24 protein-coding genes are annotated in these 26,788 nt (G+C 40.5%); 20 read left to right on the forward strand and 4 right to left on the reverse strand.

The window, feature by feature from the left end; translation table 11 throughout:
* Nucleotides 1-5: 5 nt before the first annotated feature.
* On the forward strand, nucleotides 6-596 hold the full coding sequence (locus tag AC6JA8_RS00330; RefSeq protein WP_102241869.1) for a GTP-binding protein: 591 nt from the start codon (nucleotides 6-8) through the stop codon (nucleotides 594-596).
* Here the strand turns inward: AC6JA8_RS00330 and AC6JA8_RS00335 are convergent.
* Nucleotides 588-1,775 carry a hypothetical protein gene (locus tag AC6JA8_RS00335; RefSeq protein ID WP_497975257.1) on the reverse strand — a complete coding sequence of 396 codons (1,188 nt, stop codon included), beginning with the start codon at nucleotides 1,773-1,775 and terminating at the stop codon, nucleotides 588-590. The genes AC6JA8_RS00330 and AC6JA8_RS00335 overlap by 9 nt on opposite strands.
* An 85-nt stretch (nucleotides 1,776-1,860) precedes the next feature.
* Between AC6JA8_RS00335 and mtnP the strand changes: the two genes are divergently transcribed.
* From mtnP to ftsZ, 15 genes are all read left to right on the forward strand, one after another.
* The gene (gene mtnP / locus AC6JA8_RS00340) at nucleotides 1,861-2,706 is read left to right on the forward strand and encodes an S-methyl-5'-thioadenosine phosphorylase (RefSeq protein ID WP_497975258.1); all 846 of its coding nucleotides are present in this window, start codon (nucleotides 1,861-1,863) and stop codon (nucleotides 2,704-2,706) included.
* Complete coding sequence (gene rsmH, locus AC6JA8_RS00345; protein WP_497975259.1) at nucleotides 2,706-3,674, forward strand: 16S rRNA (cytosine(1402)-N(4))-methyltransferase RsmH; 969 nt, start codon at nucleotides 2,706-2,708, stop codon at nucleotides 3,672-3,674. The genes mtnP and rsmH overlap by 1 nt, the downstream gene beginning before the upstream one ends.
* Nucleotides 3,675-3,701: 27 nt before the next feature.
* Nucleotides 3,702-4,019 carry a hypothetical protein gene (locus AC6JA8_RS00350; RefSeq protein WP_497975260.1) on the forward strand — a complete coding sequence of 106 codons (318 nt, stop codon included), beginning with the start codon at nucleotides 3,702-3,704 and terminating at the stop codon, nucleotides 4,017-4,019.
* Nucleotides 4,020-4,036: 17 nt separating this feature from the next.
* Complete coding sequence (locus AC6JA8_RS00355) at nucleotides 4,037-6,010, forward strand: penicillin-binding transpeptidase domain-containing protein (RefSeq protein WP_497975261.1); 1,974 nt, start codon at nucleotides 4,037-4,039, stop codon at nucleotides 6,008-6,010.
* Between the two features lie 3 nt (nucleotides 6,011-6,013).
* Nucleotides 6,014-7,426, forward strand: a complete 1,413-nt coding sequence (locus AC6JA8_RS00360) for a Mur ligase family protein (RefSeq protein WP_497975262.1) — start codon at nucleotides 6,014-6,016, stop codon at nucleotides 7,424-7,426.
* 5 nt (nucleotides 7,427-7,431) lie between these two features.
* Nucleotides 7,432-8,835 carry a UDP-N-acetylmuramoyl-tripeptide--D-alanyl-D-alanine ligase gene (locus tag AC6JA8_RS00365; RefSeq protein WP_497975263.1) on the forward strand — a complete coding sequence of 468 codons (1,404 nt, stop codon included), beginning with the start codon at nucleotides 7,432-7,434 and terminating at the stop codon, nucleotides 8,833-8,835.
* 34 nt (nucleotides 8,836-8,869) lie between these two features.
* Entirely contained in the window at nucleotides 8,870-9,937 is a 1,068-nt protein-coding gene (mraY, locus tag AC6JA8_RS00370) for a phospho-N-acetylmuramoyl-pentapeptide-transferase (RefSeq protein WP_497975264.1), read from the forward strand.
* 29 nt (nucleotides 9,938-9,966) lie between these two features.
* Nucleotides 9,967-11,355, forward strand: coding sequence for a UDP-N-acetylmuramoyl-L-alanine--D-glutamate ligase (gene murD / locus AC6JA8_RS00375; protein ID WP_497975265.1), 1,389 nt, complete (start codon nucleotides 9,967-9,969; stop codon nucleotides 11,353-11,355).
* Between the two features lie 106 nt (nucleotides 11,356-11,461).
* Nucleotides 11,462-12,661: a putative lipid II flippase FtsW gene (gene ftsW / locus AC6JA8_RS00380; RefSeq protein WP_497975266.1), complete on the forward strand. Its 1,200-nt coding sequence runs from the start codon at nucleotides 11,462-11,464 to the stop codon at nucleotides 12,659-12,661.
* Between the two features lie 40 nt (nucleotides 12,662-12,701).
* The gene (murC, locus tag AC6JA8_RS00385) at nucleotides 12,702-14,090 is read left to right on the forward strand and encodes a UDP-N-acetylmuramate--L-alanine ligase (RefSeq protein ID WP_497975267.1); all 1,389 of its coding nucleotides are present in this window, start codon (nucleotides 12,702-12,704) and stop codon (nucleotides 14,088-14,090) included.
* A complete protein-coding gene (locus AC6JA8_RS00390; protein ID WP_497975268.1) occupies nucleotides 14,083-14,970 on the forward strand; it encodes a hypothetical protein in 888 nt (295 codons plus the stop codon). Before murC ends, AC6JA8_RS00390 begins: the two co-directional genes overlap by 8 nt.
* Nucleotides 14,971-15,003: 33 nt before the next feature.
* Nucleotides 15,004-15,903, forward strand: coding sequence for a UDP-N-acetylmuramate dehydrogenase (locus tag AC6JA8_RS00395; RefSeq protein WP_497975269.1), 900 nt, complete (start codon nucleotides 15,004-15,006; stop codon nucleotides 15,901-15,903).
* A gap of 23 nt (nucleotides 15,904-15,926) precedes the next feature.
* Nucleotides 15,927-16,706: a cell division protein FtsQ/DivIB gene (locus AC6JA8_RS00400; RefSeq protein WP_497975270.1), complete on the forward strand. Its 780-nt coding sequence runs from the start codon at nucleotides 15,927-15,929 to the stop codon at nucleotides 16,704-16,706.
* A gap of 66 nt (nucleotides 16,707-16,772) precedes the next feature.
* Entirely contained in the window at nucleotides 16,773-18,053 is a 1,281-nt protein-coding gene (ftsA, locus tag AC6JA8_RS00405; protein ID WP_102241884.1) for a cell division protein FtsA, read from the forward strand.
* Between the two features lie 35 nt (nucleotides 18,054-18,088).
* A complete protein-coding gene (gene ftsZ / locus AC6JA8_RS00410; RefSeq protein ID WP_497975271.1) occupies nucleotides 18,089-19,765 on the forward strand; it encodes a cell division protein FtsZ in 1,677 nt (558 codons plus the stop codon).
* A gap of 22 nt (nucleotides 19,766-19,787) precedes the next feature.
* On the opposite strand, the gene AC6JA8_RS00415 is transcribed toward ftsZ, so the two are convergent.
* The 3 genes from AC6JA8_RS00415 to udk are packed head-to-tail and all read right to left on the reverse strand — an operon-like array spanning nucleotide 19,788 to nucleotide 22,671.
* Nucleotides 19,788-20,399, reverse strand: a complete 612-nt coding sequence (locus tag AC6JA8_RS00415; RefSeq protein ID WP_497975272.1) for a hypothetical protein — start codon at nucleotides 20,397-20,399, stop codon at nucleotides 19,788-19,790.
* Nucleotides 20,396-22,024, reverse strand: a complete 1,629-nt coding sequence (locus tag AC6JA8_RS00420) for a ribonuclease J (RefSeq protein WP_497975273.1) — start codon at nucleotides 22,022-22,024, stop codon at nucleotides 20,396-20,398. Before AC6JA8_RS00420 ends, AC6JA8_RS00415 begins: the two co-directional genes overlap by 4 nt.
* A complete protein-coding gene (udk, locus tag AC6JA8_RS00425; protein ID WP_497975274.1) occupies nucleotides 22,021-22,671 on the reverse strand; it encodes a uridine kinase in 651 nt (216 codons plus the stop codon). The genes AC6JA8_RS00420 and udk overlap by 4 nt, the downstream gene beginning before the upstream one ends.
* A gap of 78 nt (nucleotides 22,672-22,749) precedes the next feature.
* Here udk and AC6JA8_RS00430 point away from each other — a divergent pair, with 78 nt between their 5' ends.
* From AC6JA8_RS00430 to AC6JA8_RS00445, 4 genes are all read left to right on the forward strand, one after another.
* Nucleotides 22,750-24,276 (forward strand): ABC transporter substrate-binding protein, encoded by a 1,527-nt coding sequence (locus AC6JA8_RS00430; RefSeq protein ID WP_497975275.1) that lies wholly within the window; start codon nucleotides 22,750-22,752, stop codon nucleotides 24,274-24,276.
* Nucleotides 24,266-25,243, forward strand: coding sequence for a 50S ribosomal protein L11 methyltransferase (locus AC6JA8_RS00435; RefSeq protein ID WP_497975276.1), 978 nt, complete (start codon nucleotides 24,266-24,268; stop codon nucleotides 25,241-25,243). Before AC6JA8_RS00430 ends, AC6JA8_RS00435 begins: the two co-directional genes overlap by 11 nt.
* Nucleotides 25,240-25,938, forward strand: a complete 699-nt coding sequence (locus AC6JA8_RS00440) for a 16S rRNA (uracil(1498)-N(3))-methyltransferase (protein ID WP_497975277.1) — start codon at nucleotides 25,240-25,242, stop codon at nucleotides 25,936-25,938. The genes AC6JA8_RS00435 and AC6JA8_RS00440 overlap by 4 nt, the downstream gene beginning before the upstream one ends.
* A gap of 78 nt (nucleotides 25,939-26,016) precedes the next feature.
* Entirely contained in the window at nucleotides 26,017-26,787 is a 771-nt protein-coding gene (locus AC6JA8_RS00445; protein WP_497975278.1) for an RDD family protein, read from the forward strand.
* The last annotated feature ends 1 nt before the right edge of the window (nucleotide 26,788 follow it).

A 26,788-nucleotide genomic window follows, 5' to 3' on the forward strand; every position in this document is an offset into this window, starting at 1 on the left:
AGGCCATGTCTTTTGTAAATTATGTAAACAAAGAAGTTAACTGCAAGATTGTCTATTACGGGCCAGGGCTTGGTGGAAAGACGACAAACATTCAGTATGTTTATCAGAAAACCAGCGGCGACAGTAAAGGCAATATCATTTCACTTAATACAGAAAACGAAAGAACGCTTTTCTTTGATTTCCTGCCGCTTGATTTAGGCGAAATCCGCGGTTTTAAAACGCGCTTTCACCTCTACACTGTTCCTGGACAGGTTTTTTATGAGGCTTCAAGAAAGCTGATCCTAAGAGGTGTTGATGGAGTTGTTTTCGTGGCCGACTCACAGGTTGAGCGCATGGAAGCGAACATTGAATCACTAAAATCTCTAGAGAAGAACCTGACAGATCAAGGTTACGATATCACTAAAATCCCTCTGGTCATGCAGTGGAATAAAAGAGACCTTCCAAATACAACAGCGATTAAAGACCTGCACAATGCACTTAATAAGTGGGGCGTGCCTGAGTTTGAAGCTGTAGCTGTTAAAGGAAATGGTGTCTTTGATACGCTGAAGATGATTTCGAAATTAGTTCTAATGAATCTTAAGGGCGGATTAGAGTAAGTTTTTATAGTCGAGGTAGATCAGATGGGCCTTCATCAGTGCCTCCTGGTCATAAAAGCTTGAGCGGCTTCCCACTAAGTGGTGGCCTTCGAGAACGCCGAGATTGTGTCCGTTGAAGTAAAACGGGAACTGAGCATTTTCTACATCAACAATCCCATCATTTGATTTCTGGCTTCTAAAAATAGCTTTTGTAAGCATCATCCACACATGGCTTTGATGCCACTTCGACTCGAAAGCAATGGCCGTATAAAAGAGTCTTGAAGGCAATTGCTTATGGTTCTTTTTAAACCAGCTTTCTCTGAAATTCTTTGAAAGCGATTTTTGAAGTTCACTGGCAATCAGGTTGACGTCTTTTCCTAAAACTTTCTTAGAGACGTTCTCTGGAACTTTTCCGATTGTATTAGCAAGTTTTAGCAGTTTATTGTTGATGTGATCGCTTCCCATAATCGGAGTGGCGATAAAAGAAACACCAATGATGTTTTCTGAAAGTTTGTCGCCTTTTGAGCGCAGATAGTGAAGAGTGTCTACTCCGCCCTTTGAGAAACAGAAAAACCATAAACGTTCATTTGGATTGGCATCAATGTATTCTTCGATTTGTTTTTTTAGCGCCAGTGAATTCTCACGAGCACCTTTTCTTCCATCGACAACTGGAGCGATATGTTTGATGTCGTATTGATCTAAAAGTGTTTCTGCCCCACGCTTAAAAGCAGGAGTTGAGAAGATTTCATTGAAAACACCAGAGACTAGCACAATTGTAACTTTCACTTCAGGCACTTTGAGTGGAGTGCGGTAATCGTTTACTAAGTGTGAGTGAGCAAGCTCATGGTAGATTGTCTGGAAAACTTCACTGTCTGTGGCATCAACCGAGCGCTTATTGGTCACACAAGAGATGATCTCCTGGGCCCTCTCGCTATTGAGGTTGAGGTTTTCCATTGAGCTGATATCGAAGTAGGACTTTAAAACAGTGAAGGCCGAACGAGACAGCCAGATGCTGGAATTTGTAATAGAAAGAAGCGTTTTAAGGACATCTTTTTTGTCCTTAAGCTTAACCAGTCTCTGAAGATTAAAGATAATTTCTTCAGTGCTGGTGTGCTTAGCGTAGCTAAGAATGTCCTTTCTCTTCTGGATGCGAGATCTATAGTGAGAAAAAGACTTTGATAATACGTGAATGGCACTCATTTCTTTTTACATTTCCTAGGGGAAAATAACAGTGTAAGATCATCCCATAAAAATTTAAAAATCGTCAAATTTGAAGAGGTGTAAGATGGGCGGAATTAAGATCGGCATCATTGGTGGAAGCGGCGTATATAAGATTGAAGGTGTTGAAGTTATTAAAGAACACAAAGTTTCTACTCCCTTTGGAGCTCCAAGTTCTGAGGTGATCGAAGCCAACCTTCATGGTACACCTTTTTTCTTTATACCTAGACATGGAAAACACCATAACTTCACTCCGTCTGAAGTTAATTACAGAGCGAATATTTTTGCTCTTAAAGAGCTTGGTGTTGAATATATTATTTCTGTTTCAGCTGTTGGCTCTCTAAAAGAAGAATTTCCACCAGCAAGTTTCGTTATCCCTGATCAGTTCATCGACTGGACAAAAGGCCAGCGCGAAAGAACTTTTTTTGGAAATGGAATCGTAGGTCACGTGTCTGTTGCTGAACCTGTCGATACTCAACTGCAAAAGATGATTGTTGAAACATGTAAAGAAGCAGGTGTTAAACACGGAGCTGGCGGATCATATATTTGTATCGAAGGGCCTCAGTTCTCATCAAAAGCTGAATCAAATATCTACAGAAGTTTTGGTGCAAGTGTTATCGGTATGACAAACGTACCAGAATCTTACCTGGCAAAAGAAGCAGGAATGGCCTATGCAACAATCGCCATGGTTACTGACTACGATTGCTGGAAAGAAGAGCACTGTACTCTTGAAGAAATCATGAAAGTTATGTCGGCCAACAATCAATCGGCACATGCGGTTTTAAAGAAGCTTCTTCCAAAGCTTCACGCGAATCCATTTAAGATTAAAAAAGAAAATACGTTTGCTGTTATGTCGAAGCCAGAAAAGCTTTCAGCTGAGCAAACTCACATCTTAGAAGTACTTCTAAAGTAATGAGCTACACAGGTCACTACACAGTTTTAAAACATGAGTGCGTCGATTCATTAACTGAAAAGGCGCCTCTGGATAAGAAGTCTTACTTCGCCGATCTGACGTTTGGCGGAGGCGGACACACGTTTGAATTTTTATACAGGAATCCCCTTTTTAATGTTCGTTCAACAGATCAGGACCCGGATGCCTTAAAAAATGGAAACGAGAGAATCCAAAAAGAACAAATGGGTGATCGAATTAAGCTTATCGATACAAACTTTGTTCACTTCTCTTCAATGATCAGAGAGCACTCACCTGAAGTTTTTGCTGACGGTGGATTCCAGGGAATTCTTCTGGATTTAGGAGTGTCTTCACATCATTTCGATGAGGCCGGTAGAGGTTTTTCATTCCGTTTTGATGGTCCACTTGATATGCGCATGGATTACGAGTCGGATGAATTTCAAACGGCCGAGGAGATCGTCAATTCATACAGCGAAGAGGAGCTAAGAAGAATTTTTGAAGAGTACGGCGAAGAAAAAAACGCGAGAAAGATCGCTGCGAAGATTGTGACTGAAAGAAAAGAGAAACGAATTTCGACGACCAAAGAATTAGAAAATATCGTTTTCCATTGCTATCCAAAAGAGCATCGTTACGGAAAGACCAACCCTTCAACTCGAGTATTTCAGGCCCTAAGACTTGAAGTAAACCGGGAACTTGAAGTTTTATCCAACACAATTGATCAACTAATTCCACTCTTAAAAGTAGGCGGACGCCTCGCTATCATCAGCTTTCACTCTCTCGAAGATCGCATTGTGAAGAATGTTTTCAGGGACGCCTCTCAAAAAACCGAGCTTCCTGTAGAGGTTTTAACAAAAAAGCCAATTCTTCCATCTGAGCAAGAAATTTTAGACAATTCTCGTTCAAGAAGTGCTAAACTAAGAATATTAGAAAGAGTAGAAACTAAAAAAGACAAGAATAAATATAAGCAATGATATTTGGCATTTAATCAAGGAGTGATTATGGCCGCATCAAAGAAATCTTCTGAAAAATTTCAGTTGGGCGCGAAAATAAAAGAAATTATTTTCAGCTCACAGGGTTTTCCCATTTTCTTATCATTCACCACACTGGCCATTTTGTTTGTTCTATTTCGCATGAAAAATGTTGAGATGGATTACACCATCACAAAAACAAACCGCGAAATTGAAAAAGTTATTCTAGATAACAAAGAATTAAAAGCGAAGAAGGCAAGAATGCTTTCAGCTGAAAAGTTAAGAAAATTAGCGGCAGTACATAACCTGGATCAACCAAAGCAGGATCAAATTATTGTCATTCCATAGGATTTGGAAATTGAATTATGAATAGAGTTGAAAAAAATAGGATCATCTTTGTTTTTACCTGTTTCTGTTTGTTTTTCCTTTTAGTTTTAGGAAAAGCATTTAAGGTTCAGCTAATTGATGCTGGAGATCTCATTGTTCGCGCCAATTCACAATTTTTAAGACAGGCGACTGTTTATCCAAAACGCGGAAACATCTACGACCGCTCAGGCCACCCTCTTGCTCTTAACGTTCAAACATACAGTATCTTCACAATCCCGAAATCAACTGACGGGAAAAATGATGTTTATAAAAAACTAGCCAAGATTGTTCCGGAGCTTTCTTACAAAGAAATGATTACGACGATCAAAAAGAGAAAGAGATTCACTTGGCTTGGCAGAAAACTTCGACTGTCAAAAGATCAGGTTGAAGATATTAAAGAATTAAAAGGAATCTTTATCGAAGGAACTCCGGAGAGAACTTATCCAAATCATGAGCTTCTGTCTCAGGTTATCGGGTTTGTTGGTCTTGATAACTCAGGTCTTTCTGGCCTTGAGTACATGTACAACAAAGAGTTAAGAGGAAATCCGGTTACTCTAAAATACACGATTGATAATAAGGGCCGCGCGATTAAGTTCGAAAGCCATCAGGATGTCACAGCTCAAGCAAAAGACATTTACCTGACGATTGATAAAGACATCCAGGGAATGGCCGAAAAATATTTAAAAGAAGCTGTTCTAAAACACAATGCAGATAAAGGTGGGATTGGTGTTATTGATGCAACAACAGGAGAAATCCTGGCGATTGCCAACTACCCTACTTTCGATCCAAACAATGTTAAAGGATCAGCTCCGGAATCAAGAAAACTAAGTTTTGCTATTGATCCATTTGAGCCAGGGTCAACTTTTAAGATTTTCACGGCCGCTTCTGCTCTTGAGCACAAGACAGCAACGATCAATTCTACTTACTACGCTGAACAAGGAAGAATGAGAGTTGATAATCATTGGATTAAAGAAGCTGAAAGCCATGAGAAGTTTGAATGGATTTCAGTTGCAGATATTATTCGTTACTCTTCAAACGTTGGAACGACAAAACTGGCCTTTGATTTAACGTTCCCAAAATTAAAAGAGACTTTAAAAGAACTAAACTTTGGAAATAAAACTGGAATTGAAGTTCCGGGAGAATCTCGCGGTATCTTTACTGAGGCAGACAACGTCACTCCTCTTTCTCTAAGTAACATCAGTTTCGGTCAAGGTATTGCGGTAACAGGTGTTCAGATGATGGCGGCCTATGCGGCGATTGCCAACGGTGGTGAGTACATTAAGCCAACACTTATTAAGCGCGATCCAAACCAGGTGACGGTTTCAGAATTAGAACCTGAAAATGCGAATCAATTAGAGAAAAGAAGAAGAGTCCTGTCACAAAAAAATACAGAAGACCTGACAAAGGCCCTGGTATTAGCTGTTGAAAAAGGAACGGGTGGAAACGCCAAGATCCCTCACTTCCAGATTGCGGGGAAAACAGCGACTGCTCAACGAGTAGATAAAAACGGTGGATATAAGGGTTATGTTTCTGGGTTCATCGGATACCCGGTTAACGTCGATAGAAAATTTGTTATCGCTGTTTATATTGATAACCCAAAAACTGGCGGATATTACGGTGGAGCGGTTGCGGGTCCAGTGTTTAAAAACCTGGCGGAGTATATGCTTTATAAAAATAAAGACATTAGTAGACTCGCAGAACACGAAGACAATGATTACGATCTGAAAAAAGTTAAGACCAACATCGACATGGTTCAGGTTAAAGAAGCGGCTTCAAGAAGCTTGACTCCTGGGATTGTGCCGAACATGATGGGGCTGGATAAGATTACAACGACCAACATCTCGTTGAAGTTAAACCTTCAAGTTGTTCATAAAGGAATGGGAGTGGTTTCATCACAATACCCACCAGCAGGAACACCGATTGGCGATGATACTGTTGTGAAATTAGAATATTCACCTCCAACATACGAATAGGTCATGAACAAAAAAGAACTTGTCGACGTTTTAAATGCAGATATTGCCTCTAGAAACACACTGACTCAGCTTGATGGAGTTGTAAGTAATATTACAACCAATCTGCAAACGGCGACTGAGGCCGACGTTGTTTTCTATAAAGTTCATAACAATGAAAAATCAATTGAAGATTTTAACAAGCGACTGAAAGGAAAAAATCCTGGATTGATTGTTTTAAATCATGGGTCCGAATCATTGGTTAAGGCCGATAATTGTATTTTTGTTGATGCGGCTAAATTCCTTATTCTGCAAAAGAAAGTTTTAGATATCATGTTTCCAAATAAAGGGCTGATGAAAATCATCGGCGTCACTGGGACTAATGGAAAGACGACAACGGTTAACCTGGCGATGCAAATCAGTACTCAGCTTGGTCACCCGGCGATTTCTGTGGGAACAATCGGTGTTCAGGATGCGAATGGGGCCTTGATTGAGGATTTAGAATCAACAACACCTTCGTATGTTGAATTCAGAAAAATCATTCATCGCTTTCAAGAGAAATATCAGGCGTGTTTTGTGGAAGTAAGCTCCCATGCTCTTGCTCAAGACAGAATTTATGACATCGCTTTAGATGCAGCAGCGTGGACAAGTTTTTCTCAGGACCACCTCGATTATCATAAAACGATGGAAGAGTATTTTGATGCCAAGATGCTTATCGAAAAAAAATACCTAAAAGAAGGAAAGAGTTTAATTGTCCCTTCTTTTGAAAAAGATCTATACCAAAATATTCTAAAGAAAAACCCAAACGCAAGAGTGAAAGTGGCAATGACTCTCGATGAAAGAAAAATGACGGATAGACCGCTTTTTTATCATTCATCTTACAATCAAAGTAATGCGGAAGTGGCCCTTCAGTTGAATTCAGATCTTTGGGGCGAAGAAAAAATCAACTCGTTGAGTTTGAAAAATATCAAAACACCACTAGGGAGATTTTCAGTTATTGAAATGGACAACGAAGGCATGGCCATCGTTGACTATGCCCATACTCCGGATGCTTTGATCAATATCGGCGAAGCTATTAAAAAAGCTTTCCCGAATCATTCACTAACGGTTGTTTTTGGTTGTGGTGGAAACCGCGACAAAACCAAAAGACCTCTTATGGGTAAGGCGGTTGCTGGATTTGCAGATAAAGTTGTCGTCACATCAGACAACCCTCGCGACGAAGCGCCGGAAGATATTATTATCGACATCATCGCCGGTATCAGCACCGGTTACGAAGCGGTCGTCGACCGTAAAAAAGCAATCCTTTTTGCACTTGAAGCGATGAAGAAGAAAGAAATCGTTCTTATCGCCGGAAAAGGGCATGAAGAGTATCAGGAAATCAAGGGTGTGAAGCACCCATTTAGTGACTTCAATATCGTTTCTCAATTTAAACGCGGATAAATTTAATGGTTTCTTCAAAACTTCTTTTTAAACTTAAAACAGTTAAGACGATGACGAGCGCTTTTGATCATAAAGGGCGCGAGTTCGAATTAAAAATCAATACAGATTCACGCAGCTTTCAGGCCGGAGAGACTTTTGTGGCCCTGGTTGGGGAGAACTTCGATGCTTTCAATTACCTTGAAGGTGTTTTAAATCTGGACGCAAAGGTTGTGGTTTTTAATTCGACTAAAGAGCGCGAAGAATTAGTGCCAATGCTGGCTGCTTTTTATCCCAAGACACTTTTTATTACTGTTACAGACACTCTTCTTTTTATTCAAGAACTCGCTCGTTTACATATCGAAGGCTGGAGAAAAGCAGATAAAGACAGAAAGATTATTGGTGTAACTGGATCAAACGGTAAAACAACACATAAAGAAATGATTTATTTTCTCCTCAATTCAATTCTTCCTGGAAAAGTCCTGGCGACTAAGGGAAACCTGAATAACCACATTGGGGTTCCACTTACTGTTTTTAGACTGAATAAAAAACATAAGGTGGCCATCATTGAAATGGGGATGAATCACGCAGGTGAGATTAAGGTTCTTTGTGATATTGCCAGACCGGAACACGGGATGATCACCAACATTGGAGCGGCCCATATCGAATTTTTAAAAACGATGGAGGCAATCTTTAAAGAAAAAGGAACCCTTTACGATTCAGTTGTTAAAAATGCCAAAGGCAAGGGATCGTTTGTGGTTAATGCCGATGACCCGTATCTGGCAAAACTTAAAAAATCAAAAGGCCTTGTGACTTATGGTGAAAAGAACGGGGATGTGAAAATTGATATCGATGGAAATGAGATTTCTTTTAACATTGATAAGAAAAATGTGTGGATAAATAATAAAAATATTTTTGAGCACCACAATCTAAAAAACCTGGCAGGGACAACGATCTTTGCGATGAGCTTATTTCCAAAAAAGATTAAAGAACTAGCAGTGGCCGCTTCAAAGTATGAGCAGCCAAATATGAACAGGTCGCAATGGGTAGATAATATCTTTCTTGATGCTTATAATGCGAACCCGAGTTCGATGCGAGTTTCACTGGATTCATTTGTAACGGTCATGAAAAATAAAGGGGTCTCTCTTGATGACTGCTACTTTGTTTTAGGTGATATGAATGAGCTCGGAGACCATGCACCACAGATGCATAAAGAGATCGCAGAACATGTAAAATCTTTGGGAATTAAAAATGTGACCTTTATTGGAAGATATCGCGAGTTTTATCTAAATGGTTACCCGGGTCCTGTCAGTCACTACCACACCAAAGAAGAGTTCTTTTCTGAGTGGAAAGACATTAGAAAAAAATACAAGTTTGTCTTCGTGAAAGCCAGCCGCTCTTTACAACTAGAAACCCTGATGGGTATAGTTTAATATTGGTTAAAACTTAAAAAATAGGAAAGTAAGGATGCTTTACCATTTACTCTACCCACACCATCACCTGTTTAACATCTTCAAGTACATCACTTTTAGAACCGGGATTGCTTTTCTAATCGCAACAGTTCTTTCGATTATCTGGGGACACTACTTCATCGACTTCATGAAGAAGAAGCAGTTTGGACAAATCATCAGAAATGACGGCCCTGAGTCTCACTTTAAGAAAAAAGGGACTCCGACTATGGGCGGTGTGTTCATGTTGGGGAGTATTTTTGTTACGACTCTGATCTGCGGAAACTTTTTTTCTATGCCGCTTAAGATCACTTTAGGGGTCACATTTTCTTATTTCCTACTTGGTTTTTATGACGATTACCTGAAAGTTTTAAAGAAAGACACGAAGGGTGTTTCGGCCAAGGGGAAACTTGTTTGGCAGTTTGGAACAGCTCTTGTCGCTATGTATATTATGGTGAGTCAAAATATCATCAACACTGATGTGTACTTTCCTTTCTTTAAATCCCCGATTATTGATCTTGGCTACTGGTATATCCTGTTTGGATCAATCGTTATTGTTGGATTTAGTAACGCAGTTAACCTAACGGATGGTCTCGATGGTCTGGCCATTGGGCCGATCATGGTGAGTGCGGCGACGATGGGTCTTCTGACTTACGTTACTGGTCACAAAGAAATCTCTCAGTATCTCTACATTCCATACTTCGAAGGCATGGGAGAGATCACTGTCTTAACTGCGGCTATTATAGGTGCAGGAATCGGCTTTTTATGGTATAACTCATACCCAGCTCAAATTTTCATGGGCGATGTTGGATCCCTATCTTTAGGGGGAACATTGGGTACGATTGCGGTGCTTGCGAAGTCAGAATTCTTGTTTGTAGTTATCGGCGGAATTTTTGTTATCGAAGCTCTCTCAGTTATTATCCAGGTTGTTTCATTTAAAACACGCGGAGTACGCGTTTTTAAAATGGCACCAATCCACCATCACTTCGAAAAGCTTGGCTGGCCGGAGACGAAGGTAACAGTTCGCTTCTGGATTATCAGTGTGTGTCTGGCAATCATGGCACTCTCGACATTAAAGACTAGATAGTCGTCGAGTTAGTCTAAGAGGAAAGTTGAATGGAAATGGAAAGATTTAAAGGTAAGAAAGTTCTTATCGTAGGTATTGGCAAGACTGGTTTTTCTCTGATCAATTTCTTCAACAAATTAGAATGCGAAATCAGAGTCACAGATATCAAGCCTATCTTCGACCTTAACAAGTCAGTTAAGAAGCTTAAAAAAATCGAACCACCTCTAGAGATGACTTTCGGTGAACACAAAGACGAAGACTTCTTAGAAGCAGACGTTATTGTTTACTCAGCGGCAGTTAATCCGAATCTTCCTCAATTAGAATTAGCACGCAAGAACGGAAAAGAAGTTTATTCAGACTTCGCTCTTGCTTATAAACTTTGTAAAAAACCAGTTGTCGCTGTTTGTGGATCTTTTGGTCGTACAACAATCGCAGCGATGATCGGCTTCACTCTTAAAGTTGACGGGAAAAACGTATTCGTTGGTGGAACGTCAGAAATGCCATTCATTGAGTACTGCCTTCTTCCAAACATGAACGAGATTGATTATGTGGTTGTTGAAGTTTCAGCAATCCAGATGAAGTCACTTCAGGATTTCCATCCGAAGTTAGTTGTTTTCCCGAATATCGGGGAGAACTTCTCAAAAGCAAACTTCTCTTCAGTTTCTGAATACATTGAAACAAAACTTTCAATCATCAAAAAACTTTCTCCAGAAGATACACTGGTAGCAAACTACGATTCACTTGCTAACAACGCATTCTTTAGAAACGCGAACTGCCAGCTTTACTGGTACTCTCGTCGCTCGTATGTAACTCTTGGGGTAATGAACGAGATCCAGGGAACTCACTTCCACGACAGAAGAATCCACTCGAACATTAACTATCACTCAGAGTTTAAAGTTTCTAAAATGAGAATCGTGGGACAAAACAATCGCGAAAACCTAATGGCAGCAGTAACTGCTTGTAAGGCCCTTGATGTAAGTGACGATGCAATCCAAACTTGTATTGAGAAATTCCCAGGGATTCCAAATCGTATGGAATTCATCATGGAGAAAAATGGCGTAAGCTTCTACAACGATTCAAAAGCTGAAACTATGCCAGAAATGCTGGCTTCACTTAAATCATTCAAAGAACCAGTTATTTTGATTGCTGGTGGTAAAGATAACGAAGACCTTAACTTCGATCCATTTGCTAAGGACATGATCGGAAACGCTCGCGTTCTAGTTTTAGTGGGAGAGTGTAAAGAGAGATTAAACAGAGCTCTTGGCGATCATAACCAGACTTACATTGTCGGTTCATTTGAAGAGTCAGTTCTGTTTGCTTACCAAAAGTCTAGAACGGGAGATGTTATTCTTCTGTCTCCAGGAAACCCGGCATCGGATTTCTTCCGCGACTACGAAGAGCGCGGGAACTATTTCAAGAAACTCGTTTATCAATTATAAAATATAAAAACGGCCTCCTTCGGGAGGCTTTTTTGTATACCCGACCACTCCACTTTTTTTCTACAAATTTTCTCCATCCATTTAAATCTTTGTTATCCTAATACATATGGATGAACAACTTCATGATGTAGACAGGCTGATCAAAGCGTTTCTTTCAACGCTGGCGATTATTATTACGATTGGACTTATTATGGTCTGGTCTTCCAGTTATATCCTGGCCAATGAAAATTTCGGCAGCCCTTATCACTATATTATCCGCCAACTCATCTATCTTTTTTTAGCGATCGGTGTGACTTTTGCTGTTTCTAAAACAAAATACACTTTCTGGTTAAAGTACGGCTACATCGTCAATATCGCTGCTTCTGCTATTGTGGCGCTGACAATCATTAAAGGAATTGGAGCTTCAGCTAAAGGTGCAAGCCGTTGGTTAACGATGGGAGGCATGAGCCTTCAGCCGGGTGAGATTGTAAAATTCACGGTCATCCTTTCGGCACTTTCATTCTTTGAAAACTGGAACAAGATGGATAATAAAGAGCGCATGAAACACGGGGGAACTCTGTTTCTGCCGTTGGCACTTTTAATTAAACAACCGGACTTCGGGACTTTCTTTATTTGTTTTGTTGTTATCTCATTTGTTTGTTTCATGAGTTCATTTCCAAGAAAATACTTCTACTACTCATTGATTGCCGGTGGTGTTGGTGGGGTCTTCATTCTTTTCTCGCAGGCCTACCGTGTAAAACGTATGTTAACTTATCTTGATCCATGGAAGAATCCACAGGGGTCAGGTTTCCAGATCATCCAATCTTATATGGCCTTCGCTAACGGATCAGCTTTCGGCCAGGGGCTTGGTAACAGTAACGAAAAACTCTTCTATCTTCCGGAAGCCCATAACGATTTTATCTTTTCTGTTATCGGGGAAGAGCTTGGGTTTATCGGGGTCTTCTTTTTAATCTGCCTTTTTGTGGCCTTCATCTATTTTGGTTTCAAGTTGGCACTTCAAGTTAGAGACCGCATCGGTGTGATCATGGCGTCGGCCATCGTTTTTGTTTTAGGTCTTCAGGCCCTACTTAATATGGGCGTTGTTTTAGGTCTTCTTCCGACAAAAGGATTGAACCTTCCGTTCGTCAGTTATGGTGGGTCATCGCTCCTCTGTAACTTCTTTGGGATAGGGCTCCTGCTGTCTGTCGTTAATGGATACCGCAATGAACTTATGGGCGTTGAAAACAATTTCAGGCCAAAAAGAGAATCATCTGGTAGAAGAAAAGCTACTGGAGATGAGAGCGGGCACGAAGAAGCTTACGTCTAAATCTCTCAAGGATCGATCATATACATTTTAGGAGTTCGTTATGTTCCGCAATCACACGGCACTAAAGCCAAACCATGCAAAAATTCACTTCGTGGGAATTGGTGGAATCGGTATGAGCGGGATCGCTGAAGTTCTTTTGTCTTTAGGATATAAAGTTTCAGGATCGGACGTAGCTGAGTCAGCTAACGTAAAAAAATTAAAAAAAATGGGAGCGGAAGTTCACATTGGCCATAAAGCAGAAAATCTAAACGACGTAACGGTTGTTGTTCATACATCTGCAGTTAATGAAACAAACCCGGAAATGCTTCGCGCGAGAGCAGAAGGAATTCCGATTATCAGAAGAGCAGAAATGCTTGCTGAGCTGATGCGCTTAAAATACGGTCTTGCTGTTGCCGGAACTCACGGTAAAACAACGACGACTTCTTTTTTAGCGACAATTCTCCAAGAGTGTAAATTGGACCCGACATACATCATTGGTGGGATTGTTAAAAACCTGGATGGTCACGCGAAAGTTGGCCAATCAGATTACCTGGTAGCTGAAGCGGATGAATCAGATGGATCTTTCCTTCTTTTATCTCCTGTTATGTCAGTTATTACAAATATTGATAACGACCACATGGATCACTACGGCACGGAAGAAAACCTATTCCGCGCTTTCGTAGAGTTTGCCAATAAGATTCCATTCTACGGCGTGGTGGCCCTCAATGCTCATGATGAAAAGCTTATGAAGCTTAAAGCAGAAATGAAGCGTCCAACGGTAACATTTGGAATTGAAACAACGGCAGATTACGAAGCCCGCAATATTGAGTTTGGTCACTTTGAAACAAGTTTTGACGTTTATTATAAAGGCGAAAAAATGGAGAGATTTAAAATCAATCTTCCTGGACGCCACAATATTTTAAACAGCCTTGGAGCGACAGCTCTGGCAATTCATATGGGATTGAGTTTTAAAGATGTGGCAAAAGCAGTTGGAAAACTTGAAGGTGTTGGAAGACGCTTCCAGCTTCTGCATAAAGCAGGATCTTTTGAAGTGGTTGATGATTACGGCCACCACCCGACGGAAATTGCTTCGACTCTAAGAATTGTCAAAGACACGCGTCCTGATTATAAAAAAATCGTAATCTTTGAACCTCACCGTTATACGCGTACGCGCGATTGTTGGGATCAGTTCCTTCATTGCTTTAACGATGCTGACCAACTTTATTTACTTCCAATTTACGCTGCCAGCGAAAACCCACTCGATGGGATTTCAACAGAGCGACTGATTGAAGACATTAACCGTCTTCACCCGAACTTTGCTAAGAAGATTGAAAACATCGAAAAACTTCCAGAGGTGATTGAATCGCACAAGGGAGATAAGACGATCGTTGTCACTTTAGGGGCAGGGTCAATCGGAAAAGTTGCCAGAAAATGGGCGGGCGTTGAATAGCAAAATTCAACTTTTAGTTGTGGCCTTGGTTTCCTTTGGGTTGGGGGCCACAACGACCTATCTCCTGTCTTATAAAGAAAACCCCAAAGAATTAAATTCGCAATCTCTTCAATCAGAACAAAAAATCATAGAAACTCCTAAAGGTGAAGATCGCAAACCTTTTTTTGTTAAACCAGAGTCTCTTCAAGAAACAGAAAATTTAAAGACTGAGACTGTGACCAGAGAAGAATCAGACAAAAGCTCTGGCGATAAAAAACCTGTTGATTATTTCAACCTGGCGAAAAGCATCAGAGATTTTCAGGATAAAGTTTCGGCCGAAATCAAAAAGACTTTTAAAAGCATTTCTTTGACGGATGAAAAGCATAGTGCAAAAAAAGATCGTCTTAACGGTAAATACGAGATGTTCTTTGAAGAAAACAGGCTCTGGTATAAAGCTGAAGTTGATAGTTTGACTGGAGAAAAACTTCACTTGTTTTTTAATTATTATAACTGCGATGTAGACCGCGCAGGAAAAAAGAAAAATGAACCCCGTGATATTCTGGATCGCTGTTTTGTCATGTGGGGCTTTCTCTATTATAAACAAGATTGGGAACAGTATTCGATCTCTTCTAATTCAGAATACTTTTTGTGGAAGGATGACATGCCTTACGCTGCCCTTGAAATTGAAAATCTTGGGGATTACGCCAAAGAAAATGGTCTTCTTAAGATGATGGTTCCGATTCCAGATGATAGTGACCCGATGTATTCATTAAATTATAGAGATGGGAAGTTTCAATGGACTAAGGGGCAGACAGTAAACTGGAGACCGGTTAACGATAAGGCCATTAAGAAATTTATGGATATGGTTAATAAGCATCAAACCGGCTGGCCCAAGCCGTAGACAATCCCACTGAATATTCGGTAGCATGAATTCATGCTAGAAAAATTATTAAATCATTCAGACATCGTTGTTGAGATCGATAAAGATCTTAAGAAGTACTCGACCATGAGGCTCGATGCTCGTGGAGATTTAATTACGGTAAAGACTGTTGAAGGGCTAAAGTTTGCTACAAAAACTCTGACTCAAAATAAAATTGATTACCGAGTCCTGGGATGGGGAGCTAATATTCTTCTTCCAGCTAAAGCAGAGCTTCCTTATATACAACTAGATTTTGATTTCGACCGCGGAGTTTTTGAAGCTCCTCGTGATGAATACATCCTTCCGGCCTCAGTGAGCTTAGCGACTCTAACCAGTCATGCAAATAAGTTTGGTCTTAAAGGATGGGAAGTTTTCACGGGAATCCCGGCCAGTCTGGGGGGCGCGATCTTTATGAACGCCGGAACAAACCTCGGTGAAATCGGAACCATTATAAAGGAAGTAAAACTCATCACAAAAAACGGAGAAGAAAAGTCGGTTATTATAGAGAAAGGTTCTTTCTCATACAGGCACAATCACTTTGTTGATTCTGGTGATGTGATTTATCAAGCCCGACTGATTCACTTTGGTATTGATGCCGCTATTTCTAAAAAGATTAAAGAGTATTTAGATATGAGAACTCGCACTCAACCATTAAAAGAATGGACGTGCGGATGCATCTTTCAAAACCATCACGACAAACTCCGCGACGTGACTTGTCGAGCTGGTCTTTTTATAGATATAATGGGCCTCAAGGGTCTAACCATAAAGAATTTGCAGATTAGCCCGAAACACGCCAACTTCATGGAAAACAGAGGCGAAAGTTCATACGAAGACGTGATGGAAATGATCACTGTTCTTCAAAAAGAATTGAAACTTCAGTTTGGTGTTTCGTTTGAAACCGAAGTTGAGTATTAGCAGTAGCTAGGAATATTGTCAGGATGGCATTTTTTAAGTCGAAAAAATTCATTATCGCACTGGTTGTGATTGCCGTATTGGTGTTCACTAACATCGTTATTTCGTCTCTCGGCCCGACAGAGCAATTCAACGCCGAACTTTCATACAGATCAAATCTTGGAAAATGCCCAACTCGTCCAGCGGGAACGATGGCCCTTCAGGTAGTAAAAACATTTGAGCAGTCGCACTCGCTTCGCGATGTAAAGATGAAGATCGTAAACGAAAAGTGGAGCGATAAGTATTTCGTTTCTGATTATAAAATCCAATATGATCCTTTCAGCAAAGTTTTAGATTTAAACTTCAATTGCCCTGAGCCTTTAATGAAAGTCCAAATCTACAGAAAGGATAGTGCTGAATCTTATGAGGCGATCCTTGTGGATAACGGGCAATTATATGACCCGACTTATGAGGCCCTTCTTCGATCTGAAAAGAAATTAACGCAAGATCTTCCTTACCTTTCGATGCCGGTTGGAGAAATGGAAGACAAGATCCAGGCAGATGTTACCGGCCTGGTAAAAGAAATGAGACCGGGACTTAGAAAAAAACTTTCGGAAGTCATCCTTAATGAAAATAAGGAGCTAACGATTATTCTCTCAATTAACGGGCATCCATCTAGTGTCTTTATGGGACTAGATGAGTGGAACGACAAGCTGGTAAAGCTGGATAAGATTGTGAATTATATGGAATTGAAGGAGAAAATCCCTGCCATTATCAATCTTACAAACAGCAAAAAAGTTGTTGTCAAGTTTAAGGATAAATTCTAGGATTTTTGTAGGACAGAATGACTCTGTCGTAAAATATCGCTTCTATATAGAGAAAGGATTCTCACTATGAACGACAAAAACATCATCGTAGGCCTCGATGTCGGAACAACGAAAGTTTGTACAATCGTTGGACTTCAACATCCAAATCAAGAATTAGAAATTATCGGTATCGGAACTCACCCTTCATATGGTTTGAAGAAAGGGTCAGTTGTTAATATTGATAAAACAGTACGCTCAATTCAAAACTCACTTGAAGAAGCGCGCCTGATGGCCGGAGTGAATATTGGAAGTGCGACTATCGGGATTGCCGGAAGTCACATCTACAGTTTCAACTCTTCTGGTGTTGTTGCTATTAAAGGTAAAGAGATCACTCAAGACGACGTTGACCGCGTTCTTGAAGCTGCTAAAGCAGTCGTGATTCCTTCAGATAGAGATATCCTTCACGTGATTCCTCAGGAATTCCGTGTAGACAATACAACAGGGATTAAAAACCCAATCGGTATGTGTGGTGTGAGACTAGAAGCTCACGTTCACATCGTTACCGGGTCTATTCCTCTTATCCAAAACCTAGTGAAGTGTGTTGAGCAGACAGGTATTGATGCTGAACATATCACTCTTCAACCTCTAGCTTCTTCTGAAGCCGTTCTTTCGTATGAAGAAAAAGAACTGGGTGTTGTTCTTATCGACATCGGTGGTGGAACGACTGACATCGCGGTTTGGAAAGACGGAAGTCTTATCCACTCTCAAATCATTCCTATTGGTGGTAACCACTTCACGAATGATTTGGCAGTAGCGCTTAAGATTCCTCACAATGAAGCAGAAAGAATTAAAATCAATCACGGAAGTGTTCTCGCAGAACAACTTAACCAATCAGCACATATTACAGTTCAAGGTATGTCTGGAACTAAGCCTCGCGAAGTTCAATTAAGTGTAATCGCAGAAGTTCTTGGCGCGCGCGCTGAAGAACTATTCGAAGTGATCCGTGCAATGATTGATGATAAAAAACTAAGTGAAGAAATCGCAGGTGGATTCGTTCTAACTGGTGGTGGTGCTCTTATTAAAGGGATGCCGGAGTTAGGAGAGTACATTCTAATGAGATCGTGCAAGATTGGTTTCCCAATTCCATTTGGTGGGATGACTAATATTATGCAAAACCCAAAATACTCTACAGTTCTAGGACTTCTTCTGGAAGCTGCTAAGAGAAAGCCTTATGTTCACGTTCAAGGCCAGGCATCAGCTAACAACCACAGAGTGACATTTAAAGAAAATGAAGCTCAAGGTTCAAATAGCGATCTGATTGGGAAATTAAGCGAGTCATTAAAATCAGTTTTCAAAGAAATTTTTTAAAACTTAAATTTATATAGGTCCCGTAGGAGGAATATATGTTCGAAATGACAGGTACAGATAACAGAATTAACGGTGCAAAGATTAAAGTTGTTGGAGTTGGTGGTGGTGGATGTAATGCCGTTAACACTATGATCCGCTCAGGTCTTTCGGGCGTAGAATATATTGTTGCTAACACTGATGCTCAAGCACTAAGCATCTCTCTTGCTGAAACAAAAATTCAGCTTGGTGGGACAGTTACTAAAGGTCTTGGAGCTGGAGCTAACCCAGAAATCGGGAAGAAGTCTGCTCTTGAAGACTATGAAAAAATTTCTGAAGTCCTAAAAGGTGCAGATATGGTTTTCATCACTGCTGGTATGGGTGGTGGAACAGGAACTGGAGCTGCTCCAGTAATTGCAAAACTAGCTAAGGAGCTTGGTGCTCTTACGGTTGGTGTTGTTACAAAGCCATTCGTATTCGAAGGGAAAAAGAGATTCAAGCAAGCTGAAGAAGGGATTAGAAACCTTGAAGAAAGCGTAGACTCTCTCATTACAATTCCTAACCAAAGACTTCTATACCTTGCTGGAGAAAACCTTTCTCTAGTAGATACATTCAAAAAAGCTGACGAAGTTCTTCTAAATGCAGTTCGCGGTATTTCTGATCTGATCAATAACACTGGTCACATCAACGCAGACTTTGCTGACGTTTCAACTGTAATGGCAAACAAAGGTCTTGCTCTTATGGGAACTGGGGTTGCTACTGGTGCAGGTCGTGCGATTAAAGCTGCGACTGAAGCTATCAGCTCACCTCTTCTTGAAGACATCTCAATCAATGGTGCAACTGGTATCATCATCAACATCACTGGAAGTGACTCACTTTCTATGCATGAAACAAATGAAGCCGTTACACTTATTATGGAAGCAGCTGATGAAAATGCTGAAATCATTTTCGGAACTGTTATCGATAACAATTCTGGTGATGACATTAAAGTTACAGTTATCGCAACTGGACTTGGTGGACAAATCAGAGCTCACGCTGGAATGAATTCTTCTCAATCATTAGGATCATCTCAGTCAGCTCAATCAACAGCATCTTTTGCAACTCAGAACGTTCAAACATCTGCACCGGCAACTCAGCCAGTAGCAGCTGCTGAAGCACAATATGCAGCTCCACAAAGAGAGTTCGTAGCTCCAAGAGAGTTCTCGGCTCCAGTAAGAGAGCAAGCGCCAGTTGCTCAGCCGTCAGCACCAGTGATGGAAGCTCCGGTTTCTCAACCAGCGGCCGCTCCTTCATACTCTTCTCAATCATCAGCTAGAGAAGAGTCTTCATCTTACCAAACTGAAGACCGTTCAGACTTTGACCGCTTTATGAGCGACAGAGCTGCTTACCATAACTCTTCAGCTCAGGAAGAAGAAGGTGGATATTCAGCTAGAGAAGCTGCTTCTCAACCAGCAGCTCAGCAACAGCCACCATCGAGATTGATCCAATCAATCAGAGATGCAGCTAACCGTTACGAAAACACAGGTTCACGTCCTCAGTCTCCAGTATCTTCTGGGTCTCAGGCTTCTGAAGCAGGTGTTGGTGGAACAAATACAAGAGCTAAGTCGATTGCAGAAAAGCTTGGATTCATTAACTTTGACGAAGATGAATTCGACACTCCTTCTTACCTAAGAAAAGAAGAGAAAACTGAGCAAAGACCAGCTCCAAGAGATTTTAACAAGAATATCGATCTTTAATTAGAAACGTTTAAGGCCAGGCTTAGTGCTTGGCCTTAAATCTCTCAATATCTTTCGCCAGTTTATCAGCATCAGATTCCAAAACATTCAACTGCACAAACGATTCGATAAAGTCTTCTTCAATATTGATTTTGTAATGGGTAAGAACAAAACTTGGTGTTTGTTTGTCTTTCCATAAGTGGCGTTTAAAATGATAAACAAAGAGCCCGTCTTCTGGTGTGTTCGGAGTCGTCTTCACATCAGTGATTTGCTTCCATTTATTATTGGCAAATGTTTTAAAGTGCTCTTTGCAAAAGTACATATTCTCATGCTCAATCAAACACTTCTCGCAGAAGACATCTTCACAGATGAGGCATGAGCCAACGGAAGCGACATCCGGGTGATTTTCACAGAAAAACTTTTCACTGACATACTCTTCTGAAAGTTTTTTAACTTTAACAAGAGGAGATTCAACTGTTGGAGTCAGGACGATGCGCTCTGGTTGCTGGGGTTGAGAAGCTTGCACCTGAGTTTGAGCGGTTTTAGATAAAAGAAGCTTCACCACCACAAAAGCAATGATCCCGATTAAAAGCAGGATAATCAAAATCAGGAACAAAATAATAGCAAAGAGATTCTCTTGTAAAAAATTGTTCATAGAATATGAATCGTTGTTGTCGGTTTATAACCCAGGATTTGGTCAAAGTATCTTCTGACGGCCACTCTGAGTTCTTCGTTAGTCTTTTCTTCGTCTTTAAAGTTAATCTGGATAAAGTAATTTTCTAAAAAGCGCTTAAATTTTTCTTCATTGGACGTCACCAGAGTTGGGAGACCTAAGAAGTTAAAGGAAAACTTCTCTACTTTGGCCCTGGTTGAAGTGAGTTTCAGAGAAATAAAGACTGAGCCTGTTGTGGCCAGCTTTCGCCTTTCGCTGATTTTTTCTCTTTCCAGAACAATGCCTTTCCCATGAATAATAACCGGTTCGATTGTTTCTCCATCAAAGACACTGATCTTTAAGTCATCGCTGACTAAAAGTTCATCATTGTTTAAGAAATAATGAGGAGTCGCTTTAGGGTAAGCTTCTTTGATGAAATCAATGTGCTCGCGGATGAAATAACTTTCTCCGTGAATCGGAACAATATCTGTGGGGTCATATTTCTCATAAAGCATTTTTAAATCCGTGCGACCTGGGTGGCCGGAAACGTGGATTAACTTATCTTGAGGAGTGATGACATGGCAGCCGACTTCTGAGAGTTTATTAACTAATAAGGTAATCTTTTTTTCATTACCCGGAATCGCTTTTGAACTTAGGACAACCGTATCTTCCGGGCGAGGCTTGTATTGAGAGTCTTCTCCAATTGAAAAGCGTCTAAAGGTCCCGCGAAAATCACCCTGGCATCCAGAGAGAAGAACAACAATATTTTCTTCGTTAGGAGTTACACTTTCAGTCATCTTAACTACTGATTGGAAATCTGGAATCATTCCTAATTCATTAGCCGTGTTGAGATAACTAATCATTGAGCGCCCGTGCGGAACGAGTTTTCGTCCATGCTTTTTTGCCATGGAAATAAAAGTCATCAGGCGATGGATGTTGGAAGAGAAACAAGTAATAAACAGTCTTCCCTTTGTTTCAGCAAAGATTCCATCGATAACAGGAATTAAGTCTTGTTCAGAAGGTGTTTCTTTGGTTGAGCTGGTGATATTTGTACTGTCACAAAGAAGGACGCGTTTTTTTAGCATCTTTGAATGTTTGATCAGCTTATCAAAATCAAAAGGGCGCTCGTAGATTGTTTTGAAATCAATCTTGAAGTCCGAAATAAAGAAGAAACCGATTTCTTCTTTGATATCTTTAATTAAAAGACCGACAGTTTCAGGAATCGAGTGATTGACGTGAATGGGGTCAATCGTGAAGTCATTAAACCCAAGTTGATCAAAATGACGGTATTCTGTGATCGGATGTGGGTGGCGATTAAACTCAAGCTTTTTTCTAATGAGTCCGGCCGTAAATGGTGAGGCCAGGACTTTAATCTTAGGAAACTTTTTTACAACATGGAGAACGGCACCAATGTGGTCTTCGTGCCCGTGAGTGATTACTAAATGGCTTGGTTCAGGAATGTTGTCCAGGTTTGGAATAAGATAATCAATGTCGAAAAAATCTTCGTAGGGAAACAGAATGCCGGCATCAATAATAATGGTGTCTTGTTTACCTTGGATCAGAGTCATGTTCGAACCGATTTGTCCGACTCCTCCGACTGGCTTTATCTTGATGCGCGGTTGTTTCATCTTTTTCCTTTGCTCTTTTTCTTTTCTATAACTTTAACTTCCTTAGCGTGGAAGAGTTGGTTAACTTTGGCCGCTAGAATACTTGCGGCGATATCTGTTTCTTCACCGACGATGAAGTCAGCGTATTGTCTTTGAGGATCGAGGTACTTCTGATACATCGGTCTTACTGTTTCATAGTACTGAGTGATCACTGAGTCCAGAGATCTTCCTCTTTCTTCAACGTCGCGGTGAAGGCGGCGGATGAATCTGATGTCAGCTTCAACATGCAAGAATGTTGTGATGTCACACATTTTGCGGATCTCTTCCTGATATAGAGTAAAAATTCCTTCAAACAGCACGACCTTGGTCGGCTTGATGATGCTTGAAGTTTTAAGTCGAGCATTTTTCTTAAAATCGTAGTGTGGGCTCTTTACCGTTTTTCCTGCCTTAAGCATTTCCAGGTGTTCTTTTAAAAGATCCCAGTCAAAGGCATCGGGATGGTCAAAATTTGGCCTTCCCGTAGAAGTGCTAAGCTCCTTAGGGAGTTTGGGAAGATAATATGAATCCATGTGCAGGACTGAAACTTCCTGATCGACGTTTTTAATGACCTTATCAGCAAAAGTTGTCTTTCCTGATCCTGATCCTCCACAAATAGAAATGATATGCACGAGAGCGCTCCTCAATTGGTTTTTTCTGTATAAAATGATAAATTAAAGGTGTTACAAAAGAAAGAAGGAAGAAGATTAATGAAGTTGATTCAAGCGCTACTTGTCGTATTCGTGACTGTGTTATTTCAACGTGCAATGGGCGCAGAAAGAATTAACATCGCTATTTCGGCCAGTCCGAACAATCTGGCACCATTTTATTCAACTGATGCCAACTCACAGAACATTAACCGCCTGGTTCATGCCTCTTTAGTAGACTTCAACGAGAAAATGCAATTTATTTGTATTGCCTGCGAAAAATTCGACGAAAAAATGAATGGGGCAAAACACGTTTTTACTTTTACTCTTCGCCCGGGACTGACATTTTCTGATAACACGGCCGTAACAGCTGAGGATGTTAAGAAGTCATACGAATACTTTGCTAAAAACGAAAAAATTAAATCAACTTTCATGGGAGCTTATGAGTCTATCGAAGCAGTAAACGTGAAAGATGCAAAAACAGTAGAAGTTGTTTTTAAGAACTTTTCATTAGAAAACCTTTCAAACCTTTCACTGCTTAAAATTGTTAAGATCAACGATCTGAACAAAGAAACGTTTGAGCCATTGGATATTATCGGGTGTGGTGACTACGTTTTAAAAGAGGTTCAGCCGCTGGAGATTGTGGTTGAGCCAAGAAATAAAGAAAGACCGGTCCTCGTTTTTAAAGTTGTAAAAGATGAAACAACACTGGCTTTAAAACTTATCAATAAAGAGATCGACCTGACAGTGGCTAATATGTCTCCACGAAAGGTTTTCTGGCTTAAGTCTCAACCGGGAATCAAGGTTTGGGAAATGCCGAGTGGAAATTTTCAGTTTATGGGACTTAATCATAAGCGCGATCTATTTAAAGATATTAGAGTCAGAAAGGCCTTTTCACTTCTTATTCCAAGAAAAGAAATCTTAGAATACAAATTAAAAAACACAGCGGTTCTTTCAATTGGTATGTTCTCCCCTGCTTTTGGTGACATGTTTGAGCCGGGAGATGTAGAAAGAAATGATGTCATCCTGGCAAGGCAACTTTTAAAAGATGCTGGATGGAAGAAAAATAAAAACGGCATTTTGGAAAAAGACGGGAAGCTCTTAGAGATTGACTGGAAGGTTAATAACAACAAAGCAAGTATCGAGATTGCAGAAGTTCTTCAGCATTACCTGGAAAAAGAAGGGATGATTGTGAATATCTCTATTCAGGAATGGGGAACGTATATGAGTGCGTTTAAGGCCGGAAAGTTTGATATCGTTGTCGGCCAATGGGTAGGATTCACCGGCCCGGATATGTTGAAATTCGTTTTCCACTCAGGGAACACTCCACCTAAAGGAGGGAATCGTGTTGGTTACAATAACCCAAAAGTAGATGCGGTTTTAGACCAGGCAACAGTAGAAACGAATGCAGAAAAACGCACGGCCCTTTACAAACAAGCACTAAAAATGATTAACGAAGATTACGCCAACATTAACCTGTGGCACTTGAATATTATCTGGATTGGAAGAAGCTGTTTATCCGACATTAAGCTGGAATCAACAGGAAGCTTCTACCCTTTAAAAACGCTTGAGAAAAACTGTGGAAAATAAAAAGTTCAATTTCGTTCTCCTTGGATATAACCGTGCCACGATTGAGTGGTCCCCATCAATCAATGCTTATGCACTCGAAGATTTTAATTGTGACGGTGTAGAAGAGTTTTCGTTAGAAGAGGCCCGTGTTGATGAAATTCTGGGCGAGCGCGCTTATTCAGGTGGAGACATTCCAGAAACATTGATTGATGAAGTTCAAGAAGCGACAATTAATCAGGATGCTGTGACTTATAAATACTTCTTTTACGAGGGGGATTATGAGCAAAACGCAGCAGAGTTCATTTCATTTATTAAAGAGAATTACCCTGAGATTTCTCTTTATTCAGCTCAAAGAGATTTTGAAGACTGGAATGCAGAGTGGAAGAAGTTTTATAATCCCATCCACGTTTCGGACAATATAGAGATCATACCTGAATGGATGGCAGACACTCATGTAAAAAAAGCTCATCAACAAGTTTATATCTATCCAGGTATGGGATTTGGAACGGGAACACATGAGACGACTTTTCTTTGTTTGGTGCTTTTTGACCAGGTAATGAATGAGTTTAATAATAAGAGCACTTGTCTTGATTTTGGTTGCGGCTCAGGGATTCTGGGAATTGCAGCGATGAAAACAAAACAGATGCAGACTCATTTTGTAGATATCGACAGAAGCGCGCTGGAAAACTGCACGCAAAACTTAGTGCTGAACTTTGCCGGAGAGAATCTGGAAGGCACAGAGCTAGTTATTAGAGAGAGATATAATCCTAAAAAATATGATTTAGTTTTTGCCAATATTCTGGAGCATGTTCTCATCAGCGAAAAGCCGACGATTGATGCTTCTTTAAAGAGTGGTGGTTACCTGATCGTTTCAGGAATTCTGAATCATCAAGTTGAGACCATCGTAAACGCCTACTCAAATATGGAAAAGGTATCAGTTGTTTCTAAAGGCGACTGGAGTGCCATTTTATTCAAGGATAAAGTTTGAGAGCTGTTTTTCACTCCTTCGATAATATCTCTGGCAATGAAACCATCGTTGTGACAGGTGATGCCGCTCACCACTTAAATGTTGTGCGCATTAGGGCCAATGAAGACCTGTTGCTTTTAAACGGCAAGGGCTCAATTCTCACTACCAAGGTTTTATCAGTAGCTAAAAGTACGATTGAGATCAAAGTTGTTAAGAGTGAAACATTTACGCCAAAACATCAATTGTCTCTGGCGGTGGCGATGCCGAAGAAAGATGCTTTTGAAGATATTTTAAAAATGGCAGTCGAGTTAGGGATTAATGAAATCTACCCACTTGTTTCAGAATACTCTCAGTATGAATATGCACCCAGCGAGCGCGTGCAGAGAATTTTAGAAAGTGCTCTGATTCAATCTAATAATCCCTTTTTCCCGGTCATTCATGAACAAAGAGAACTGGGAGTTTTTTTAAAAGAACACCAGGAAACCATCGTCTTTTTTAATTCGCGTCCAGCGGAAGCTAAAAAAGACCAGATGCAGGGCCCAAAAAAGACAATTCTCATTGGACCAGAAGGTGGATTTTCACCTGAAGAGGTAGCGATGATTCAGGCCTATAAGAGTGTTCTTGAGATTCATCTGGCGACACCAATTCTAAGAGCGCCAACAGCGGTCGCATCTTCGGTAGGTTATTTACTCGCGGCCCAAAGTGGCCCTAAATAAGAATCAAAAAATCCATTGATGCTTTGTATTGTTTGTGGGATTCTAATTTTAGAAACACACAACTGATCAAGGTAGAATATGAATCAAGAATCTCATTCATTTTCGTCTTCAAAAGATGCAAAACAAATTCAAATTGACCTCGATGAATTCCAAATTAGTGAAGATTCATTTAAGCCGATGACTAAAGGTCTTGGTTTTCACCACGACGTAAAACGTCCATCGTTTAAACCTGCGCCAAAAGAAGTGAAGCCATTTGCTCCTTCAAAAACGCCAATGTCTTCTCTAAGTTCAATGCCAAGTGTGTCTCAACCAAAAACGACAGTCGGAAGCCACCTTCCTTCTGGCCTTGAAGCTTTCTACGGGACAACTAAACCTGCTCCGGCAATGGAAGTTCCAAATCTATTTGAACAGCCTATTAAAAAAGAAGAAGTAAAAGCTGAAAAAGCAGCAGCAAAAAAGACAGCGGCGCAAACATCACAATTCTTTGCATGGGTTGTTGATGTACTAGTGATCGCGAGCTTTGTGGCGCTAACTGGGGCCCTGTTAGTGTTTGCTTCAGGAATTGAGTTCCATATGTACTCTCGCCTGATTTCAACTCAGGACCTGGCGGCTTTTGGAGCTGCAATTTTCTCTATCTACTACCTTCTGTATTTTACTATTTTAGATTTAAGTTCAACTCCGGGGAAAACAATCTTTGGAATCAGACTGGTAAAAGCTGATGGATCTGAAGTGTCAGTAAAACATACTTTCACACGCGCACTTATTTCTCTTCTTTCTGGTGTGGCCCTTTTTCTGCCAATGCTTCTGGATTTCCAGGGACGTTTATCAGATACAAAAGTGGTAAAATAAA

The sequence above is a fragment of the Bacteriovorax sp. HI3 genome (assembly GCF_059738875.1).

Bases quoted from the DNA above. Each gene is read 5' to 3' on its own strand.
- mtnP (WP_497975258.1), top strand. From the start codon at position 1,861: ATGGGCGGAATTAAGATCGGCATCATTGGTGGAAGCGGCGTATATAAG.
- ftsW (WP_497975266.1), top strand. From the start codon at position 11,462: ATGGATGAACAACTTCATGATGTAGACAGGCTGATCAAAGCGTTTCTT.
- AC6JA8_RS00445 (WP_497975278.1), top strand. From the start codon at position 26,017: ATGAATCAAGAATCTCATTCATTTTCGTCTTCAAAAGATGCAAAACAA.
- AC6JA8_RS00415 (WP_497975272.1), bottom strand. From the start codon at position 20,399: ATGAACAATTTTTTACAAGAGAATCTCTTTGCTATTATTTTGTTCCTG.
- murC (WP_497975267.1), top strand. From the start codon at position 12,702: ATGTTCCGCAATCACACGGCACTAAAGCCAAACCATGCAAAAATTCAC.
- AC6JA8_RS00350 (WP_497975260.1), top strand. From the start codon at position 3,702: ATGGCCGCATCAAAGAAATCTTCTGAAAAATTTCAGTTGGGCGCGAAA.
- AC6JA8_RS00400 (WP_497975270.1), top strand. From the start codon at position 15,927: ATGGCATTTTTTAAGTCGAAAAAATTCATTATCGCACTGGTTGTGATT.
- murD (WP_497975265.1), top strand. From the start codon at position 9,967: ATGGAAATGGAAAGATTTAAAGGTAAGAAAGTTCTTATCGTAGGTATT.
- ftsZ (WP_497975271.1), top strand. From the start codon at position 18,089: ATGTTCGAAATGACAGGTACAGATAACAGAATTAACGGTGCAAAGATT.
- AC6JA8_RS00330 (WP_102241869.1), top strand. From the start codon at position 6: ATGTCTTTTGTAAATTATGTAAACAAAGAAGTTAACTGCAAGATTGTC.
- rsmH (WP_497975259.1), top strand. From the start codon at position 2,706: ATGAGCTACACAGGTCACTACACAGTTTTAAAACATGAGTGCGTCGAT.
- AC6JA8_RS00355 (WP_497975261.1), top strand. From the start codon at position 4,037: ATGAATAGAGTTGAAAAAAATAGGATCATCTTTGTTTTTACCTGTTTC.
- ftsA (WP_102241884.1), top strand. From the start codon at position 16,773: ATGAACGACAAAAACATCATCGTAGGCCTCGATGTCGGAACAACGAAA.
- AC6JA8_RS00430 (WP_497975275.1), top strand. From the start codon at position 22,750: ATGAAGTTGATTCAAGCGCTACTTGTCGTATTCGTGACTGTGTTATTT.
- mraY (WP_497975264.1), top strand. From the start codon at position 8,870: ATGCTTTACCATTTACTCTACCCACACCATCACCTGTTTAACATCTTC.
- AC6JA8_RS00395 (WP_497975269.1), top strand. From the start codon at position 15,004: ATGCTAGAAAAATTATTAAATCATTCAGACATCGTTGTTGAGATCGAT.
- AC6JA8_RS00420 (WP_497975273.1), bottom strand. From the start codon at position 22,024: ATGAAACAACCGCGCATCAAGATAAAGCCAGTCGGAGGAGTCGGACAA.
- AC6JA8_RS00365 (WP_497975263.1), top strand. From the start codon at position 7,432: ATGGTTTCTTCAAAACTTCTTTTTAAACTTAAAACAGTTAAGACGATG.
- AC6JA8_RS00360 (WP_497975262.1), top strand. From the start codon at position 6,014: ATGAACAAAAAAGAACTTGTCGACGTTTTAAATGCAGATATTGCCTCT.
- AC6JA8_RS00335 (WP_497975257.1), bottom strand. From the start codon at position 1,775: ATGAGTGCCATTCACGTATTATCAAAGTCTTTTTCTCACTATAGATCT.